We start from the raw sequence: 19,542 nt of genomic DNA, 5'->3' as shown, positions 1-19,542 counted from the left end.
CCGAGCCTATGGGCTTATTTAGGGCTGACTGACTTAGTTTAACTATTTATAATAGTTGGATTGGGCGCACCCAGATTTGTTTAAGCTCGCTGGGACGCTATTCAATTTTATTAAGGACCCTTATGGCCAGAACCGCAGCTGCTTTACACATATTGGTAAAGCATAAAGAGCAAGCTGAAGACATTATTAAGCAGCTTAAAAAAGGGGCTAAATTTCAAACCTTAGCCAAGAAATATTCAAGCTGCCCATCGGGGAAGAAAGGTGGCGATTTAGGTGAGTTTAGGCGCGGCCAAATGGTGCCTCAATTTGACAAGGTATGTTTTAGCGGTGAATTGCTAGTGCCCCACCTGGTCAAAACCAAGTTTGGTTGGCATGTGGTGAAAGTACTGTATAGAACTTAAGTCATACCGTTTTTGCTATAGCACTCTTCTCGAACTCCTCATCACTCACTCCTCGTTTTAGTTTATCTCTGCTGGCTATAGCGTGAGCAGGGAAGGCTGCTTCGCCATAAGCGTTGCCTAACTCTCCCCATCTTTAATTGCCTTAATTAAGCTAATCTCACGTATGCCTGTAGCGGAAAACATTGATGACTCGCGCCGCACCACGCTTGAATTAATGAGAGTGCATAGCGACAGCGGTGATTTTATTTGTCTCACAAGGCCCCATTGGTGCTGGCTGCGCGGTTCAGGAGCGTCGAGCCAAAAATAAAGTGGGTGTATTTGGCATGATAATCCCATCTTAAGCGGCTTCCTTAATTGGTAACGGTAGCATCACCTACGACCCCGCCTCTGGCGGATATGCAGTGATTAACGCAGCTGTTGATGTAATCAACAAGGTTGATATTGGCCCCGGTTACACCATTAAAGGTTTCGGTGATGCCGAGGTGAGAACAGCTGAAAAACTGATTAAGTTCCACAAGGTGTTGGTCGTCACTCATATCTTGTCATCCTTGTTATGTGTTTTTGCCGCTTTGATTATGATGTCGAAATTTAACTCGGCAAAGTCTTCTTACGGCGAGTCGTTTCTATTGGTCACCATTTTGGCATCGGTGTTAGCTGGGCTAAACCACCGATGGTGGCTTTGGTAAAACTATTGGCATGTCTTAGCTTTGGTACTATTACAAGCCATGGAAAGTGGCTTGAATATGATAGGTATTAGCAACTTTCTTACCATGGCGCTTTGGGGCGGCACTTTGATTTTGTTTATATATCTTAGAAATCAAGATGATAAAATATCCCGATATTTCGCGTGTTTAAAACTACCCAACACGGCGTCTCACTTGGGCCTTTTATTTCCGCCTGTTGCCGAGCAGCAAATAGGGCTAAATGTAGCAACCCGCTTCATTAGCTAAATCGAAGTGTCTTGTTAACATGAGGAAGGTTTGTTGGCTAGCTTTATGGTTGACCATTTAGCGCCTTATAGTAAACCGCATTTACCCGCGCCATAAGCTAACCATTGCTAGTATGAAAGATTCACGCTAAGCGAGAGAGACTTCTGAGAAAGTCGCGCTGGCCACTTGGTTCCTGCCATTTTTCTTAGCTTGATAGAGCAGGGTGTCGGCTTCTTTAATGAGTTCATCCAAAGCCATTTTTCCTGCTAGCTCAACGACACCGAAACTGGCGGTGATATATACCTGCATACCACCGCTGGCAAAAGGTGTTTTTTCCAAGCTTTTTCGAAGGCGCTCGGTGAAAAGACTGGCTTGTTGACAATCATCTTTGGGTAACAGGATCACGATTTCTTCGCCTCCAAAACGGCCAACTAAGTCATCTTTGCGGGTATTGTTTTGCAATATGTTTGCGACATGTTTCAGTGCTTCATCACCCACATGATGGCCATAGGCATCATTTACCTTTTTGAAATGATCCAGATCCATTACCACTAAGGATAAAGGCACACCCTCTGCCTTATGTTGTTCAATTTTTTGCGATGCCAAGCTAAAAAATGAGCGACGGTTTAATAAATTAGTGAGAGGGTCATAGGCGGCGAGATATTCCGCTTTTAATCTGGCACTTTCCTTTACTTTTAAAGCTACTGACAAAATATAGGCCAGCACCATGGCCTCCAGCAAGACGCCAAACTCTGCCGCGTGATAGCCAACATAAGTAAATGGAATAAGCCCCGCGCTGGTGGCTGCCGTCGTAAATAAGCCTAACATACTCGCACTCACCGCCAGTACAAAATGCTGTGCTTTTGCTACTAGAGATAAATGTAGCAGGCCTAGAGCAACCATCACTACAGTAGACAAGCTGAGGTAAGAAAAAGCAACCAATGCGGCCAGTAAATGCCACTGCAATACTGTAGCAACCAATATGGATAGGATACCCAGCCCAATATAGAGTAAGACCAGCTTAAAACACTTAGGACGATGGCGTTTTACATCTAAGAAGCTCAGTGAGAAAACCAGACCCAAGACGCTATGCAGCACCATAATATTAAGGGTAAAGTAATTTTGTAGCAGTGGGTAATTGGGATGTACCCAAGCAAAAAGATAACCATTGTAGCCGGTATTCAAGACGATAAAGCTACCAATATAGATGGCATAAAAGACGAAATTCGCTTGTTTTAAAGAGCGATGTAGAATTAAGTTATACCCTAATAAAGTCAGCAAGATACCGTAAAGAATGCCGTATAACATGCCGCTTGAAATATCGCTATCGGCGACGTCTTCCAGCGACAGAAACTGAAGAGGCAAAACGATGGGGTCGTGGGCTTGGGCGCGAATATAAAATTCGCTTTCGCCCACTGGGAGTTGCACATTAAATACGATGCCAATACCGGGTAATAATTCTTGGGTTCGCGCTAAAGCATCCCCGCTAGAGCGCAGTGTTACATGGCCGTTAGCCTGCACTTGATATAGGTCTAGGTAATTGACCCAAGTTACACTGGTGGTGAGGCGCTTGTGAATTAACTGATCTGTTGGATTGTTCACCTTAATCCTGACCCATACAGCAGGGCTTCCTACGCCAAATGACAGTAAGCCAGAATCAGAGCCTTTAGCTTCTCCGCGTTCAAACATGGCTCTTGCCGTTGTTAGAGATATAGCTTGCTGGGGAGCTTCTTGTAAATAATCTACCTGGTAGGTGAATGTTTCTTGAGCGAAGCTAGCTGAAATAGCCAATTCGCCAATCACCAGCAGGCTGAGTATCAATAAACGGAAATGACTCAAAAAAGGCCTCAACAAAACATCAGTAATTTGTATTAAGAAAGGTCAATATTAACCATAGCCTGCGAGAAAATAAAAGTTAGGCATGAGCTTTTAAGTTCATATTGGTATTAATTGGGTGCAGTTTTCCTAAAAATGTACTTTTAAATCAACTCTGGCTAACTTATAGCGAAGGCTAAACAAGTTTTGTCTAGGTTAATCTTAGCTATGTTTCTGTTTGAGCCTAGGATCGTTAGGCTATGCTGGAATGTGGCTGATTGAGCATTTAAGCAGTGCGCTAATTGCGGCTTGCTAAGCGTTTCATTGCTAAATAGAATTGCCTTACTAACATTAGGGATTCAGCAGCCTAGCTAGCCTGATGATGAGTTTGCCTAATCGCGTACTGAATAGACGCTTCAGTGAAAAGTTAGGGAATGGCTGGTTAGTAAACACTAAACAGCCCGATAATTGTCGAGTAGGAAGAGAAACAGAAGATGTCTAAATCGGAGCAGTCCTCTAGAAAGTTAAGTTTTATTGTTATTGGTATAGTGTTGGTAGTTTGGCTGTATAGCCTTTGGGCCGACCGAGTGACGCCAATGACCGGCAATGCGCGGGTACATTCTTATCTGGTGCGGATTGCTCCCGAGGTTACTGGTAACGTCACTGAAGTGAATGTAAGCAATAACCAAGTGGTTGAAGCAGGCGACGTACTATTCAAAATTGACCCACGAAATTATCAAATTCAAGTGCGTTCGGCCCAAGCAAACTTAGCCATTGCCGGGCAAAATATTGGCGCCAGCACTGCCGCAGTGGAAGTGGCACAAGCCAAAGTAGTGGAAGCTTTAGCCGCACGTAATAATGCCGTTGAACAGGCTTCTCGAATCAGCGAGTTAGCCAAAAAAGGGGTATTGAGCCGCTCTGAGTTGGATAATGCTATTGAAGGGCGAGACCGAGCCGAAGCCGCGCTGGATGCTGCCGAAGCCTCATTGGCTCAAGCCAAACAAAGCTTAGGTCCCAAAGGGCAAGATAACCCGCAAATATTGGCGGCAATGGCTAACTTAGAAAAAGCCGAGTTAGATCTGCAGAAAACCCAGGTATTGGCCCCATCCAAAGGCATAGTCACCAATCTGCAACTCACCGTGGGGCAAAAAGCTAACGCCGGTTCGCCGATGCTGACCTTTATTGATCCGCGTGAGGTGTGGATCTCGTCGATGGTTCGTGAAAACTCCATCGAACATATTAAAGTGGGGCAAAAAGTAAAAGTGGTGATGGATGCCTTGCCAGGACGTGTATTGCTGGGCTACGTAGAAAGCATCGGTTGGGGGACTGGTGGTAGTAATAACATGGATCAAAATACTGGCTTTTTGGTGGCCGACAATAAATCTTTGAGCGCGCAACGTTATGCGGTGAATATCGCCTTTGCTAATGACCAAGTCCCGCAAAACGTCCGTTACGGTTCTCAGGCTACCGTTGCCTTCTATACCGAACAAAGCACTTTGGGTGAGCTTTTAGCTTCACTTTGGATGTATATCTTAAGTATTTGGACTTATGTTTCGTAGCCCTGCTAATCCAGTCATTCGGCTGGTTTTTGCACCAATATTATTGTTGTTTTATCAACTCTATAGTGGTGTTCCGCTACAGATGTTAGCGCCGGTATTTGTGGTGATTTTTCTTACCATTATGCCGTCGCGGCCGCCTTTAAATTTATTACTGATTGTATTGGTCACTTTGCTGTTTATTTGTTTTGGCATTGTGGCCTTGGGTAAGGCTTTAGTTGACTCGCCAAGTGGATTTGCCTTGTTTTGTTGGTCTATTTTGTTTTGGAGTTATTACCGTAGCCATCGAAACCCTAAAGATATCCTCTCTTCGTTAAGCTTAGTTGTTATCATTATCATGGTGGTGATGACCAAGCAGATGGGCCTATCCACCAGTGGTTTACCTTGGTTAATGTTCAATAAATTTATCATTGCCATTGTGGTCACTTATTTGGCGTTTATGCTGTTCCCCGGTGAGCAAAAGGATATTTTACCCGCCGAATCAACAGATAAGGCGCCAGAACATCATCTTGGTTTGATTGCCTTTAAGGCAACGGCACTGTGTCTGGTCTTAGTCGCTTTAATGGGCATTGGTAGCTCTCAGACCATGCTTATCGCGATCACCATTGGTAATATGATAAGAAGTCCCTTGGTGAGCGACCACCAAACCTTTGGTCGAAATCGTTTGGTGACAACGGCCGTCGGTATTTTATTCACCTTACCTTGTATGTTGTTAGTGGTGTTTGGCGTTTCTCATTGGTTATTGCTAGGTGTGAGCTTGTTTTGTGGTTTGCAATTAGCCTGTTATGGGATCCGCCGTGGTTGTCGTATGGACGTATACCAGCTGTTGTTTAATAACTTCACCATATTAACTTACCAAGTAATTTCTCATCAGGGGGCGGATTCTTTCTCTGCACAGTTCATGCGTTTGGTTTCTATATCCATTGCGGTGCTGATTGCGGTCTTGCTGTTAAACTTGACCAGTCACCCCAGTCCAGTCGAGTCGCACAGTGAAAGTGAGTCCGTTTAAGTGCTCCGTAAGGTATCAGTCTGTTCCTTAGATTTTATAAAGCGGGCTGAGTCGCTATCCCCACATTTTTCTAGCAAACATTCTTTGAAGCGAATGCTTTTGCTATTTTGCAGTTTACTGAGAATAAAAGAGAGTCTTATGTGGTCGCGTTGTTGGGTATATTTTATGGTTTTGGGTTCTAGCTTGTTTAGTTCGCTTGTTTTGGCTAATCGCCTCGTTACTGAGTTTGAGCTGCCCCAACATCATTGGTCGCACTATCTTGTTCAGCCTGAGGTATTGACTAAGTTCGAAGAGCAGCGCTTACAGCAGGACCATTATTTAGGGCTATTCATTCAAGAACTTGCAGTGCAAGAGTTAGCTCGTGTATGGGCCCTTAGTCTGCAGCCCGATTTTTCCTTCGCTCAGCTTCCTGTCGGGCAGTATAACTTTTCTAGTATGCATAATATTCAGCGTCAAGGGCGCACGCCGTTTGCTTATTTTGCTCGCACCGAGCTTAAGGGTTTAAGCTCGGATGACATTAAACTGGAGGTGTTAGTTGAGGCGCATGCAAATCAAGGCCACGGTGATACAGGAACCGGTATAAAGCTAAGTGTACCGCTTAACCTTAGGCTATCGCTTCAGCAGCTACAGCAGCTGGAGTCTTTGGAGCAAGTAGAAGCTTGGGCCAGAGCAGAGGTCAGACTTGGTGAGTAAGCAAGCCCTTACTGTTTACTTGAACAATCTATCTCTAGATGAGGGGCAGAGATGAGCAAAACCGCTTTGACGCTGACCTTAATCCGTGGTTTACCCGGCAGCGGCAAATCGACTCTAGCTAAAAGCTTGCCCGGTGTGCACCTAGAAGCGGATATGTTTTTTGTTGATAAACAGGGCCATTATCATTTTCAGCCACAAAAATTGAGCCACGCGCACGCTTGGTGTCAGCAGCAAACCGAGCAGCAGTTAAAGATGGGCAAGAGTGTAGTTGTCGCTAATACTTTTGTAGAGCTGTGGGAAATGCAGGCTTACCGAGACATTGCCGCTCGAACTGGGGCTAAATTGATTATCCGCTGTTGTCGTGGCAATTATGGCAACGAGCATGGGGTGAGTCGGCAAACCATTGCTAATATGCGGCAACGCTGGCAAGAATAAAGGCGCCTGAGGCGCCTTTAATATTCTGCTTTGTGTGGTGCTGCTTAAGCGCGAGTGGGATCGGCGTACATGGCGCTGATTTGCTCGGCAAAACGGCTTTCAATTACCGCTCGTCTTAATTTCAAAGTTGGGGTGAGCTCGCCTTGCTTCATACAAAACTCTCTAGGTAACAGAGTGAATTTTTTCACCTGTTCAAAGCGGGCCAAATTGGCCTGTACTTGCTTTAAACGACTCTGAATTAAGTTTTTAATTTCAGTGTTTTCTAGCAGTTCATCACGGTGTTGCCACTTAATGCCTAATTGTTTCGCATGCTGCTCCAAGACTTCAAAGGCCGGTACAATCAGCGCCGACACAAAATGACGGGCATCGGCAATAATGGCCACTTGTTCGATTAATGGTTCGCGGATTAATGCGCCTTCAACCCGTTGTGGTGCAATGTATTTGCCGCCCGAGGTTTTCATTAATTCTTTAATTCGTTCGGTAAGCTGTAGGTTGCCTTCGGCGTCAAGATTGCCAGCATCCCCGGTATGTAGCCAACCATCAACCATAGTTTCAGCGGTGGCTTCGGGTTTGTTGTAATAACCGCGCATTACCGTTGGGCCTTTAACCAGAATTTCACCTTGCTCAGAAATTCTTACTTGCAGGCCATCCAGTGGCTGCCCAATACTGCCAAGACACTTATGCTGTTCGGTATAACAAGATACCGTAGCGGTTGATTCGGTCATGCCGTAGCCATAGGTAATGGGCACGTTCAGGCATTGGAAGAAGTGGTTGATGTCGTCGGCTAACTTTGCTCCCGAGCAAGGAAGCAATTTAGCGGGGCCGAATATGGCACGTAGCTTACTTAGCACCAACTTATTGGCGAGCCGATATTGCAGCTTGTGAACTAGGTTCGGCTGTTGCTGAGTTTGTTTTAGCGTTAGGGCTTGCTCGGCAATTTCCATTGCCCAGTTAAATAAGGCTTGTTTTCCTGTAGAGGCTTTGCTCACTTTTTGTAAGATGGCCGAATGAATTTTCTCGTACAGGCGCGGCACGCTGCACATCAAAGTGGCTTGGCTACGCGGTAGTGCTTCTTGGATTTTAGCCGGATCTTCTAAGTAGATATTGCTAGCGCCCCGATAAAGGACGTAATAAGTCCAAGCGCGCTCAAATACATGGCTTAAGGGTAAAAAGCTCAGCGATACATCACTGCTGTCCACGGATAATCGTTGGTCGTGCATGGCAAATGCACTGGCGAAATTGGCGTGATCAAGCATTACCCCTTTGGGCTCACCAGTGGTGCCAGAGGTGTAAATTAGAGTGGCGAGGTCGTCCATTTTTATTTGTTGGCGACGGGTTGCTAAGTCTGTGTTATCGCTGTTCTGGCCTAGAGCTAAAAACTCGTTCCAGCTCAGTATGTTAGTATTCGCTGGCCGCAGGCAAGTTTCAAAACAAACGATGGTTTCGATGCTACCAGATTCGAGTAACTGCACGCCAATTTCGAGTTGTTCTTGCTGGCCAACAAATAAAATTTTGCAGTTGGCATCCTCTGCTATGTACTGGCTTTGCTCAACGGTATTGGTGGGATAGATAGGTACTACACAACCACGTGCGGCTAATATCCCGAGATCGGCAATGGTCCACTCAGGCATATTCGGCGACATAATTGCCACCCCCTGTTGCGGTTGGTGACCTAAGTTAATTAAGCCTTTGGCCACTTGCGTCCATTGCTGAGAAAAATCCTTCCATGAAAAACATTGCCAGGCTTGATCGCGCCAAATTTTCAATGCGACCTGTTGCGGTTGTTGTTTAGCTTGACGCTCTAACAAACTAACGATGTGCTGCATGTTTTTACCTTTGATAAGGAGGAGAGGCGAGGAGCCCAATAAGCGCGCCATTTTAGTTATTTTTAGTTTGGCGTACAAGTGTAAGCTCAGCTATTTTGTGGATTAATATCACGCAGTTTCCATTTCTATAATTATTTATCATATCAATATCCTTTTGTTGCCCTAGTTTGCAGAAGCTTTATCTACAAAAAGCAGCGGATTAGTGACTCTAGTTTGAACTAGGGCGCTAATCTTTCTTAAACTATTGCTGCTGGGTAATCGTTTACAAAAATAGAGTCTAGGGTTAAGCCTCTTAGTTGGTCGGTTTAGCCTGGAAATACGCTGTTATTACTCTAGTAACCCTTATTCAAAGCCTTTTTTAGCATGATTTACTGGCTATTTTTTCAGTTGTCGCGATCTTGATCGCAAAAAATACAGATTAAAATTAGCAGTTGAAAAAAATAGTGGAAACGTTTTCCCTTTGGTGCTTAAATTCAATTTAACAAGGCTGTGCTAAGCAGTACTTACTTGAAAACCTGAACAGGCGTTTATTGGGAGAGAACCATGAAGAAGGTGTTGGTAACAGGCGGTATGGGTTACATCGGTAGTCATACCTGTGTGCAGCTAATCAAAGCAGGTGTAGAGCCGATTATTTTAGATAACTTATGTAACAGTAAGTCAGAGGTTCTCAAGCGCATCGAAAGTTTAACCCAACACCGCCCGGTTTTTTATCAAGGCGATGTGCGCGATCGCGCCGTATTAGAGACAGTGTTTGCGCAACATAAAATTGATTCAGTCATCCACTTCGCTGGCCTAAAGGCAGTAGGGGAGTCGGTGCAAAAGCCCTTTGAATACTACGATAACAATGTGTCTGGTTCCTTAGTGCTGATAGATGTGATGCGCAAGGCTGGGGTGAACAGCATGGTGTTTAGCTCATCTGCCACGGTATACGGTGAACCAACTAAAATGCCAATTGATGAAAGCATGCCTACTGGTGCCGTTACCAACCCTTATGGTCGCAGTAAGTACATGATTGAAGAATGCTATGCCGATATTCAAAAGGCCGCGCCAGAATTAAGCGTGACGCTATTGCGCTACTTTAACCCGGTGGGAGCTCACCCCAGTGGATTGATGGGTGAAGATCCCCAAGGCATTCCCAACAACTTAATGCCATTTATCGCCCAGGTAGCGGTAGGGCGTCGTGAAAGCTTGTCGGTATTTGGTGATGACTACCCAACTCCCGATGGCACCGGAGTGCGGGACTACATTCATGTAATGGATTTAGCCGACGGGCACGTGGCGGCTTTAACTAAAGTGGGCCAACAAGCGGGTCTGCATATTTTTAACTTGGGCACCGGCAAAGGCAGCTCAGTATTAGACGTAGTAAAGGCGTTTAGCAGTGCTAGCGGTAAAGACATCGCTTACCAAATCTGTCCGCGTCGCCAAGGTGATATTGCAGAGTGTTGGGCGGCCACCGATAAAGCCGAGCGTTTATTAGGCTGGAAAGCGACTAGAACATTAGAAGAAATGAGCGCTGATACTTGGCATTGGCAATCCAATAACCCGCAGGGTTATGAGCAATAATTAGATGATATTTACAAAGTGCTGACCGACACTTTGATGGAGAGATGAAAGACTATGTTGAACACAGTATTTGACCCAACTGAGCATCCGCACCGCCGCTATAATCCCTTAACTGGGCAATGGATTTTGGTGTCGCCGCACCGTGCCAAGCGCCCTTGGAGCGGTCAAGACGAGGCGCCTGCTACCGAACAGTTGCCCAGTTACGATGAGAAATGTTTTTTATGTGCTGGTAATACCCGCATTTCTGGAGATAAAAACCCGGATTATCAAGGTACTTACGTATTTACTAATGACTTTGCCGCCTTGATGACCGATTCGCCGGATGTACCTAAGTCCGATGACCCACTATTTACCAGTATGGAAGCGCGCGGTCTTAGCCGAGTGATTTGTTTTTCACCGGATCACAGCAAAACTTTGCCTGAATTATCCTTGCCAGCGATCCGCGGGGTGATTGATACCTGGAATGAACAAATTGAAGAGTTGGGTAAAGATTACCTTTGGGTTCAAGCCTTTGAAAATAAAGGTGAGACCATGGGATGCTCACAGCCACATCCGCACGGACAAATTTGGGCTAACAGCTTTTTGCCTAACGAAATAGAGCGCAAAGACCAACACCTACGTGACTACTATCAACAGCATGGTAGCAACTTATTGGTGGATTATGCGACCAAAGAGCTGGCGGCAAAAGAGCGTGTGGTAGTGGAAACTGAGCATTGGCTTGCGGTAGTGCCGTATTGGGCAGCATGGCCCTTTGAAACCATGTTGCTGCCTAAAACTCATATTCGCCGTCTCAGTGAATTAAGTGATGCTCAACGTGACGACTTAGCGTTAGCAATTAAAAAGCTGACTAGCCGTTACGATAATTTATTCAAGTGCTCTTTCCCTTACTCAATGGGTTGGCACTACGCGCCTTTCTTTAAAGAAGGTGATACTTCAAGCGAACATTGGCAATTACATGCCTTGTTTTATCCACCCTTATTACGCTCGGCTAGTGTACGTAAGTTTATGGTGGGTTATGAAATGCTGGCTGAAAGCCAACGCGATTTAACCGCTGAGCAAGCCGCAGCTAAGCTGCGTGAGCTAAGCGATGTGCATTACAAAGAACAAACTAACTAGGGGAGCCTGAAATGTCAGAACGCCAACAACAACTTATTGATAAGGTTTCTGCAGCCTTTACCGAAATGACCGGCAAGGCTCCTGAAAAGCTGATCCAAGCGCCCGGACGGGTGAACTTAATTGGAGAGCACACCGATTACAATGACGGCTTTGTATTGCCTTGTGCCATTGACTATCAAGCCATGGTGGCGGCCTCACCACGTAATGACAGCATTGTGCGGGTGGTAGCTGTTGACTATCAAAACCAAGTCAATGAATTTGATATCAGCAAGCCCTTGGAATTTGAGCCAGAGATTATGTGGGTTAACTACATTCGTGGAGTGATTGCTTGCCTACAAGCTAAGGGCTTTGAGTTTTCTGGGGCCGATATTGCGGTGAGTGGTAATGTACCTCAAGGTGCGGGGCTAAGCTCATCGGCCGCTTTAGAAGTGGTGATTGGCCAAACCTTTAAAGCTTTATATCAGCTAAATGTATCGCAGCAACAACTCGCTTTAATTGGCCAGCAGGCCGAAAACGAATTTGTTGGTTGTAACTGCGGCATTATGGATCAGCTCATTTCAGCTGAAGGTGAACAAAATCATGCCCTGCTGATTGATTGTCGCTCGCTAGAAACCCAAGCGGTAACGATGCCTGAAGACATGGCGGTGGTGATTATTAACTCCAATAAGAAACGTGGTTTGGTGGACAGTGAATACAATACTCGCCGTCAGCAATGTGAAGCGGCGGCTAAAGGTTTGGGTGTTGCTTCCTTGCGCGATGTGAGTGAGAGCTTATTTGCCGAAAAAGGCGCTAGCCTTGAGCCCATCGTCGCTAAACGTGCTCGTCATGTGATTACCGAAAATGCCCGTACCTTGGCGGCAGCAGCAGCGCTTAAAGCCAATGATATGGCTAAGTTGAGTGTATTAATGGAGCAATCGCATGCATCGATGCGTGACGATTTTGAAATTACCGTTGCTGAAGTGGATTGCTTGGTTGAGATGGTGAAGCAAGTGATTGGCGAAGCGGGTGGGGTACGTATGACCGGTGGAGGTTTTGGTGGCTGCGTGGTCGCTCTCATGCCGCCAAGTTTGGTGGACAAGGTTTGTCAGACGGTAGCCGATAATTACCAAGCCAAAACAGGCCTCAAAGAAAGCATTTACGTATGTAAGGCCATGCCTGGCGCTGGCGAAATTTAAGCGCTTACATTGTGATGCTAGCCTCGACTCGTTCGGGGCTTTTTTGTACTTACTGAATGGGGAATAAACCGCAGTGATGTGATGACGCGAAGAAAATGGCGTCCCCTACAGGATTCGAACCTGTGTCTAAGACTTAGGAGGGGAGCGTTATTAACGTCTGCAAATAAAATATATTTATATATATCAATTACATAAGTTGGGGGCTCGTTTACCATATCTTTTTCTATAGCGCAAAATGATAGCTGGAAATATTAACAGTCGCGAATAGTGGGCTAGATTGCAGGGCGGGAGCATACTTTGATGGATTTATAACCCAAAGAAGACTCTTGCCCTATAATCATCGCTCCAGCCCGCTTTCTTCAGCTTCACTTTTTGGCTCGGCGCACCACATTCGCACTGCTTGAGTATATTCATCACAAAACGTCTAAACAACGCGATGTTTTCAACGGCACCATCTAAAGTGATACGAGAGCTATCTTCTTTAAAAGCAACATCTAAAACATAATGTTGGCTGTTTTCAATCCGCCAATGCTGGCGAATATAGTGACCCAGAAGTTTGTGATTCGGCGACAAAGAGCTTATGTAGTAAGAGGTATCGACTGTGCCTTTGCCGTTGATCACACGATGGCGTTCCACTGCTATGATACTTCTTACCGTCGGCCATTTCTGCGCTAAGTCGTCGGGCAACTTGGCCTTTAGCTGAAACACGTATCGCTCTTCGCTGCGACCATGTTTTTTCTCTTTGACTTCGGTGACTATTTTCTCTTTGCCAGCATCAAAAATCGCTTGGAACTGCTCCACAACAGCCGCTCTAAGCTTAGGCTGATTATTTTTTACCTGGACAACCACATGCGCTTGTTTTTCTTTGATTTTTTCTAGTGTTTCACGCTGGCAATGCAGTGCATCAACCGTGACAATGCTGCCCTTTACATTAATAACATCAAGCATTTGGCGAACAATGCTTATCTCGCCATTTTTAGTCTCAGTCGGCTTTTGGCTTAGAACAAGACCTCGCTCAGTGTCGTAAGCCGTTACCAACTGCAATGCTGTTTTCTTGTCGTTACGATAGGAGCCCCGCAGTACCTTTCCGTCAAATGCGATAATGGGCTTGTTCTGAGTAGTTCGTTGTTCGTTTATCCAAAGAGCCAAAGCCTCGAGCAAAGATTCCGCAACAACGGAACGCAAGATGCGAGCTATCGTGTGTCTGCGAGGAATGCCATGCTCGAAAGGCCTATATTTTCTTAACCAGTCGAGCTTTTCTTCTCCATAAAATTCAATGTCTTGCTGTCCACTTCCCCTAAAATGACACAAATTTAAATGGAGTTTTCTACACTCATTAACGTAGGAGAACGCCATGAAAAAATCACGCTTTACCGAAACGCAGATCGTCAACATTCTCAAAGAAGCTGACGCGGGGATGAAGGTCGAAGATATCTGTCGTAAACACGGAATGAGTAACGCCACGTACTATAAGTGGAAATCTAAGTACGGTGGCATGGATGCTTCTGAACTCAAGCGAGTCAAAGAGTTGGAAGAGGAAAATTCGAAGCTGAAAAAGTTATTTGCCGAAGTCAGTTTGGAAAACCATGCGATGAAGGAACTCTTCGCAAAAAAGGGCTGGTGACAGCAGAAAAACGGAGCTGTGCCCAATTATTGGTCGGTGCCGGCTTGAGCATTCTGAAAGCCTGTACCTTGGCTGACATCAGCCGTTCAAGTTATTACCGGCCATTAGTCGATTGGCGTCAAAGGGATGCTGCTGTCATTGATGCGTTGAATTCTGAGCTTAAGAAGTCCCCCAGAGCGGGCTTTTGGAAGTGCTTTGGCCGACTGCGTTACAAAGGGTATCCATTCAATCATAAGCGCGTTTATCGCGTGTATTGCCAAATGGGACTCAACCTTAAACGGCGGGTTAAACGAGTATTACCGAAGCGAATTGCGCAACCATTACAGGTTGAAGCGAAAGCCAACTATCAATGGGCCTTAGATTTTATGCATGACGGACTTTATTGCGGGAAACGCTTCCGCACACTTAATGTAGTAGATGAAGGTACGCGGGAATGCCTTGCCATTGAGGTAGATAGTTCATTGCCAGCAGAGCGCGTTGTACGCGTACTTGAGCAAATTAAAGCTGAGCGTAGTCTACCGGTTCAATTACGAGTCGATAACGGGCCTGAGCTTATCTCGGCAAGGCTGACAGATTGGTGTGAACAGCACCATATTCAACTGGTTTATATCCAGCCAGGTAAGCCTCAGCAAAACGGATTTGTGGAACGTTTCAATGGCTCGTTCCGTCGAGAATTTTTGGATGCGTATTTATTTGAATCGCTAGAACAAGTCCGAGAAATGGCTTGGTTCTGGCGTTTGGATTACAACGAAGAACGAACCCATGAAAGTCTCGGTAATTTGCCACCGGCTGCTTACCGAGCAAAACTGGAAAACTCTACTTTAGAACTGTCTCATTAATGGGGAAGTGGACATTGCCAACCTTCGCATCCCGATGTGATAGCGCTGATCACAAGGAACATAACATCGATAAGGTCGTGTTTCTGGTTGATGTCCGATCGAGTATCTTCTACAACAGATAAGTGTTCAATAAGGTTCAAAGTGACTATATTTCAGAGGGTTTGGCGCTATTAGATCACATTAGTTAACAAAGTACGATCCCGCCCTGGGCTAGATTGAGCTTTTGGTATACAAGAGAAGAAGTGAAATGGCGTCCCCGGTAGGAATCGAACCTACAACTAAATCTTAGGAGGATCTTGTTATATCCATTTAACTACGGGGACACTCAGAGGATTAAATATCTTATACCAATTCCAATTTTTAGCCAATATCGAAACGAATAAGTGACTACAAAACAATCATATAGCAACTGACTCCTATCCCGCGCAGCGGGTCAATCACAAAAATAGCTTGACGTCAATAAATATTTATGATAAAGTGCGCTTCCGGTCGGCGAGGTGTCGACGTAATTCAAGCTTCTATTTTGGCTTGCTTTCTTTTTTGACGCAGGCCCTGCTTCGCAGGGAAAAGGGCCAGTTGTTTGGTGTTTGTTCCAAATTTGGATTTTTTTGAAAAAAGTTACTGTAAAAATCTTAAAAAGTGTCCTCTTACTATTATTGAGACCAATTAAAATTGCGGTAGTACCACAAGGGTAACTTTTTAACGGCTGCACTGCTATCGGATCTTCCTTTTCTGTTATTCAAAACACTGGTTTCTTTCAGCGAGGTACGAGCTGGCCTCTACGACAATTGAGTTTGGCCTTGTCGCAAGCGACAAGAAACAAGCCAGTTTTTAGAAATACTCGTAGTAGCTTTAGCTGAATGCTAACGATGGATTTATTGATATTTGTACCTGCAAAATCACACGCCTTGTCCTATGTTTAGAAGAACCAGTAAACCTAGATTCTGTAAAGCCTACCTTATTAGCAAGTTGTCGAATATCTTCTGAGGTATAGTAGGTTTTATTCGCTGGTCATTCCAATTTAGGCTAGTTTAACTAATGACTATATAATGCTTGTATTGATTCAATACAAGTAGGGCACTCTATTTTGATACCCTATACTCTTTTTTGACCACCACGCTAAGATGTTTTTTCAGATTAATAATAATTACTAGTCGATTCAATGGAAGTATCTGCCGATCAAGTAATCGTTGCTGATTGTGGTGCAAGCCTTAGTTATGACAAGTGAACTAAAGGGACGATTGATCACATGACCACCTACCGGTTTCTCAAAACGCAATTAGACGACAAAACTAAATTTGCGTTTTTCTTTGTAGATAATGAATTGACCCATATTGTGAGTTTCAACGACTAAGGCTGCTACTGGACTTCTGACTATTTGGATATTCGATCTTCAGTTCCGATGTTTCTATACAATATTTGTTAAGTGCATAAATCACGTAAAACGAACCAAAGATAAAGAGCCATCTCCAATTTAAATGGCAATCGGGTAATTTATCTTGCAGTAGCCATTTGAAAGTAAAACCGGTATAAACAAACACGCTATAGAACATCAGGTAGTACGCTATTTGCGCCTCAAGAGCGTCAAAAGCTTCCGGAGCACTATTCCAAAGGAATGCAAATAACAAGAATGAACTGAGTACAATACATAGTTTATCGAAAGAGATCGTATGACCCTTATTAGAAAGGATCGTCAGACAATATAGTGAGATAGCTACAGTTGATGCCCCATGTTCAAACGTCAAACCTAGTAGCACAAAAATTGATGTAGGAATAAAGAAATTGAAATCTGTTGCTTTATACAGTTTTCTGGGATTCTCAGCAGTCTCCGTGAAAACGGGGATCCCACGACTGCTCAGTACTTTCAAATAGGCTCCTAACTTGTGTTGAGGCACTTTCTCAAATAATAGAACTTTGGATTGGGTTAATCGTGTTTTGAATTCCTCTAAACTGAGTTTCGCTGACAACATAGCAGCTTTCAAAACTTCTCTTCTGCCTTTGATTTCTCTTTTATCCAAATAAATACTAGTTTTGAGGTCACCATGACCGGTTGCGGCGACAGCTGCTTGCAGGCGCTCAATGAAATTTTCAACACCGGAAAGCACCATTACACTAGATTCAAACTTGATCAGCTCATTGGTTGTGGAAATACAGGTAACCACTACTCTTTTATTTCTTAATTCAACTGATTCAATGGATTCAAGTGGGATTTGTGCGTAGTACTTGTGATTTCTGGTAAGCCAAAAAAGGGAATGTTGGTCAAAGCTTGCTAACGGTTTAGTTTTAAAAATGCAGCGACCAAACACTACTGCGCTACAAGAAAATAAGAAAAACCCAATTGTTGAAATAAAATAATTGACCAAAGGGAAAAGTTCGGAAAAATCACCCAAAAGCTTTAAAATATTTTGCATGCGTTGCATAACAAAAAAATTTGGTTTCCCGATCAAAGTATTAAATCCGACCCATAAGGAAATGGCTACGAAAACCAAACTAATTAAAGCCCATAAAATGGCTTTTTCCCGGCTAAATCTTAATTCATTAACTTCCATAGTTGTCCCTAACTGTTATTATTCACTTTATCTATTCAAAATGAATAATAAATTCCATTTTCCCTAAATACGATTAGTGTGTTTACGGCGCAAAATACAAGGCCAAAAGATGACCGTAAGCCCGGTCTTCAGGACGAATTGTGTCAAATCCAATTTGCCAAGCGGTTAATAAGTAAATATCGGTAATACCGGTGTTCACCTTTTCAAAAGTCCATTTGAAGTTCTCTCCTGATCGAGAATTTCTTATCACAAGCGTTTTGCTGTCACGGCTCAATGAAATTGACGGCTTAGAGTTTAAACGGTCGAGAAAAATTGCCATCTCCCATAATTGTTCAGTTAACAAACCATCAGGATAATAAAGATGCTGTCTAAGCACTGAAGGTGGGGCAAGATGCTCCCAACGACTCACAGCGGCGGCAAGACGCGCGGCATGACGTTGCGCTTGCTCTAATTTTTTTGCTTCTCTTTCTCGCACCAACTGCGCTTCACGCTCTTTGTCGGCCTTATAAGTAGCCTCAGCTTCCAGCTCTCGCTGCCGGGCCATTTCTTTCTCATGCTGCTGATGGGCAATTTGGGCTTGTCGGTCTGCCTCTGCTTCCCGAGCTAAAAAGTCCGTGTTTTGTGCAACTAGGGGAGACAAATACTCAGAAACGAATTGTTCGTAGTCTTTAACGAACGGATAGGCAATGGGATAACACATTTGACGAATATTAGTTCCCTGATACTTCGCTTGTTTGTCCCATTGTTGCTTGTTAAGTTCAACGTTGTCCCGCCATGAGTCAATCGGGTTCGTTATATAATCAACAATGCTACTCACATATCGAGCAGCATCACCTTCACACTTAAAATAGCTGTCCTTGTAATTCTGTTTACTGTCGGTATAAAACGCTTGTGGTTGGTAAGAAATGTCATAGCCATTTTTCAGTATCATGTCAAAAGCGAAACTGTTTGGAATAAAACCTACTGCTTGAGATTTTCGCCAGGCAGGAAGAATTTTATGATCAGCGCGGCCTTGTTGATCAATTCAGTGCAACGAACGCAGTAACCTCAAGGCGTTTTCCTCTTTATTCAGCTAGCTGACGAACAGGCATACCTAGCCTGCTCATTTTGTTCAACGCGCACACTCCGGCCATGATTTCGCCGACTTGGGCGTTGTAACAACGTAGACTCAACTTGTCGCTAAGCAGTTGTTTGAAACGATACATCGCCGTCTCCGATAGTGAACGAAGATGGTAAGCATTGTCCCGTTTCCAGTTTTCCAACTCACCTTGCTTCAAGGCTTTTACTGCAACGTTCCGTGGGTGACCCGCTTCCCACATACCTGCATTCTTGCGTGGAGGGATTAGTGCAACAGCCTTCTTACGTTGTACTTCTTGATAGCTCTGCCGTGTGTCATAGGCACCATCAGCGCTTACTGCTTTCACTTTGCGCCGCAGCGGTCTCAACAAGGTGGGTAACACTTCACTATCGTGAACCCAGTCCATCGAGACCTCAGCACTCACTATCTGATGGCTCTGGGCATCTACTGCCATATGCAGTTTTCGCCAGACTCGACGCTTTTCAGCGCCGTGTTTACGCACCTTCCACTCTCCTTCGCCAAACACCTTAAGACCTGTAGCATCGATAACGAGGTGAGCCGCTTGACCTTGGCTAGGTAGGCGATAGTTGACTTCAACAGTCTTTGCTCGCTTGCTTATACAACTGTAATCGGGAGATTTTAAGTCGACCTTGAGCAGGCGAAACAATGAGTTGATGAAGCCTTCAAGAGCACGCAGTGGTAACTTGAATACGCCTTTAATCATCAGCGCAGTTGCGATAGCGGTGTCACTGTAAGTTTGGCTGCGCCCTCGACGACCACTGCGCTCAGTGTTATTCCATAGTTCTATGGCTTTCTCATCCATCCAGAAGGTCAATGAGCCGCGTTGCTTCAGTGCACTGTTGTACAGCTTCCAGTTGGTGATGTTGCCTTTCGCTTTACCCATGTTTGGTGACCCGACAGATATAGATACAGA

General features: G+C 44.7%; 15 protein-coding genes, 1 tRNA gene and 2 pseudogenes. 10 read left to right on the top strand and 8 right to left on the bottom strand.

Annotated features, from left to right (window positions below; translation table 11 throughout):
* The first annotated feature begins 122 nt into the window (after positions 1-122).
* Positions 123-401 (top strand): peptidylprolyl isomerase PpiC, encoded by a 279-nt coding sequence (gene ppiC / locus AR383_RS04950; protein WP_055732137.1) that lies wholly within the window; start codon positions 123-125, stop codon positions 399-401.
* Positions 402-802: 401 nt separating this feature from the next.
* On the top strand, positions 803-1,087 hold the full coding sequence (locus tag AR383_RS04945; RefSeq protein WP_055732136.1) for a hypothetical protein: 285 nt from the start codon (positions 803-805) through the stop codon (positions 1,085-1,087).
* A 390-nt stretch (positions 1,088-1,477) separates the two neighbouring features.
* Here AR383_RS04945 and AR383_RS04935 read toward each other — a convergent pair whose 3' ends face one another.
* A complete protein-coding gene (locus AR383_RS04935) occupies positions 1,478-3,169 on the bottom strand; it encodes a sensor domain-containing diguanylate cyclase (protein WP_055732134.1) in 1,692 nt (563 codons plus the stop codon).
* 470 nt (positions 3,170-3,639) lie between these two features.
* Here AR383_RS04935 and AR383_RS04930 point away from each other — a divergent pair, with 470 nt between their 5' ends.
* The 4 genes from AR383_RS04930 to AR383_RS04915 all read left to right on the top strand — a co-directional run bounded on the left by AR383_RS04930 (position 3,640) and on the right by AR383_RS04915 (position 6,838).
* Positions 3,640-4,704 carry an HlyD family secretion protein gene (locus AR383_RS04930; RefSeq protein ID WP_055732133.1) on the top strand — a complete coding sequence of 355 codons (1,065 nt, stop codon included), beginning with the start codon at positions 3,640-3,642 and terminating at the stop codon, positions 4,702-4,704.
* Positions 4,694-5,710, top strand: a complete 1,017-nt coding sequence (locus AR383_RS04925; RefSeq protein WP_055732132.1) for a DUF2955 domain-containing protein — start codon at positions 4,694-4,696, stop codon at positions 5,708-5,710. The genes AR383_RS04930 and AR383_RS04925 overlap by 11 nt, the downstream gene beginning before the upstream one ends.
* Positions 5,711-5,875: 165 nt before the next feature.
* Positions 5,876-6,403 (top strand): hypothetical protein, encoded by a 528-nt coding sequence (locus AR383_RS04920; RefSeq protein WP_157051642.1) that lies wholly within the window; start codon positions 5,876-5,878, stop codon positions 6,401-6,403.
* A gap of 51 nt (positions 6,404-6,454) precedes the next feature.
* Positions 6,455-6,838 (top strand): AAA family ATPase, encoded by a 384-nt coding sequence (locus AR383_RS04915; RefSeq protein ID WP_055732130.1) that lies wholly within the window; start codon positions 6,455-6,457, stop codon positions 6,836-6,838.
* Between the two features lie 44 nt (positions 6,839-6,882).
* Here the strand turns inward: AR383_RS04915 and AR383_RS04910 are convergent, their stop codons facing one another.
* A complete protein-coding gene (locus AR383_RS04910; protein WP_055732129.1) occupies positions 6,883-8,664 on the bottom strand; it encodes an AMP-dependent synthetase/ligase in 1,782 nt (593 codons plus the stop codon).
* Positions 8,665-9,207: 543 nt separating this feature from the next.
* On the opposite strand from AR383_RS04910, the gene galE reads away from it, so the two are divergent.
* Genes galE through galK form a run of 3 tightly spaced genes read left to right on the top strand, consistent with a single transcriptional unit; the run spans position 9,208 to position 12,518 of the window.
* The gene (gene galE, locus AR383_RS04905; RefSeq protein ID WP_055732128.1) at positions 9,208-10,227 is read left to right on the top strand and encodes a UDP-glucose 4-epimerase GalE; all 1,020 of its coding nucleotides are present in this window, start codon (positions 9,208-9,210) and stop codon (positions 10,225-10,227) included.
* A 54-nt stretch (positions 10,228-10,281) separates the two neighbouring features.
* Positions 10,282-11,343, top strand: a complete 1,062-nt coding sequence (locus tag AR383_RS04900; RefSeq protein ID WP_055732127.1) for a UDP-glucose--hexose-1-phosphate uridylyltransferase — start codon at positions 10,282-10,284, stop codon at positions 11,341-11,343.
* An 11-nt stretch (positions 11,344-11,354) separates the two neighbouring features.
* A complete protein-coding gene (gene galK / locus AR383_RS04895) occupies positions 11,355-12,518 on the top strand; it encodes a galactokinase (protein ID WP_055732126.1) in 1,164 nt (387 codons plus the stop codon).
* A 306-nt stretch (positions 12,519-12,824) separates the two neighbouring features.
* On the opposite strand, the pseudogene AR383_RS04890 reads toward galK, so the two are convergent.
* Positions 12,825-13,808, bottom strand: a pseudogene (locus tag AR383_RS04890) (ISAs1 family transposase); the annotation flags it as partial.
* Positions 13,809-13,872: 64 nt separating this feature from the next.
* Here AR383_RS04890 and AR383_RS04880 point away from each other — a divergent pair.
* Positions 13,873-14,981, top strand: a protein-coding gene (locus AR383_RS04880; RefSeq protein WP_157051611.1) for an IS3 family transposase whose coding sequence is annotated in 2 segments (ribosomal slippage) — positions 13,873-14,122 and positions 14,122-14,981 — 1,110 coding nt in all. Because the reading frame shifts where the segments join, the coding sequence is not laid out codon by codon here.
* A 14-nt stretch (positions 14,982-14,995) separates the two neighbouring features.
* Here the strand turns inward: AR383_RS04880 and AR383_RS21185 are convergent.
* From AR383_RS21185 to AR383_RS04860, 5 genes and pseudogenes are all read right to left on the bottom strand, one after another.
* Positions 14,996-15,121: pseudogene (locus AR383_RS21185) on the bottom strand (transposase family protein); the annotation flags it as partial.
* Positions 15,122-15,229: 108 nt separating this feature from the next.
* Positions 15,230-15,304, bottom strand: a tRNA-Arg gene (locus AR383_RS04875).
* 1,020 nt (positions 15,305-16,324) lie between these two features.
* Complete coding sequence (locus AR383_RS04870; RefSeq protein WP_055732125.1) at positions 16,325-17,530, bottom strand: hypothetical protein; 1,206 nt, start codon at positions 17,528-17,530, stop codon at positions 16,325-16,327.
* Positions 17,531-17,612: 82 nt separating this feature from the next.
* A complete protein-coding gene (locus tag AR383_RS04865; protein ID WP_055732124.1) occupies positions 17,613-18,461 on the bottom strand; it encodes a hypothetical protein in 849 nt (282 codons plus the stop codon).
* A 133-nt stretch (positions 18,462-18,594) separates the two neighbouring features.
* The gene (locus AR383_RS04860; RefSeq protein ID WP_055732123.1) at positions 18,595-19,512 is read right to left on the bottom strand and encodes an IS5 family transposase; all 918 of its coding nucleotides are present in this window, start codon (positions 19,510-19,512) and stop codon (positions 18,595-18,597) included.
* Positions 19,513-19,542: the final 30 nt, after the last annotated feature.

The sequence above is a fragment of the Agarivorans gilvus genome (assembly GCF_001420915.1).
In the GTDB taxonomy this organism is placed as follows: domain Bacteria; phylum Pseudomonadota; class Gammaproteobacteria; order Enterobacterales; family Celerinatantimonadaceae; genus Agarivorans; species Agarivorans gilvus.
Note: the sequence above shows the minus strand (reverse complement) of the source record. Positions and strands in the feature narration are given on the sequence as shown.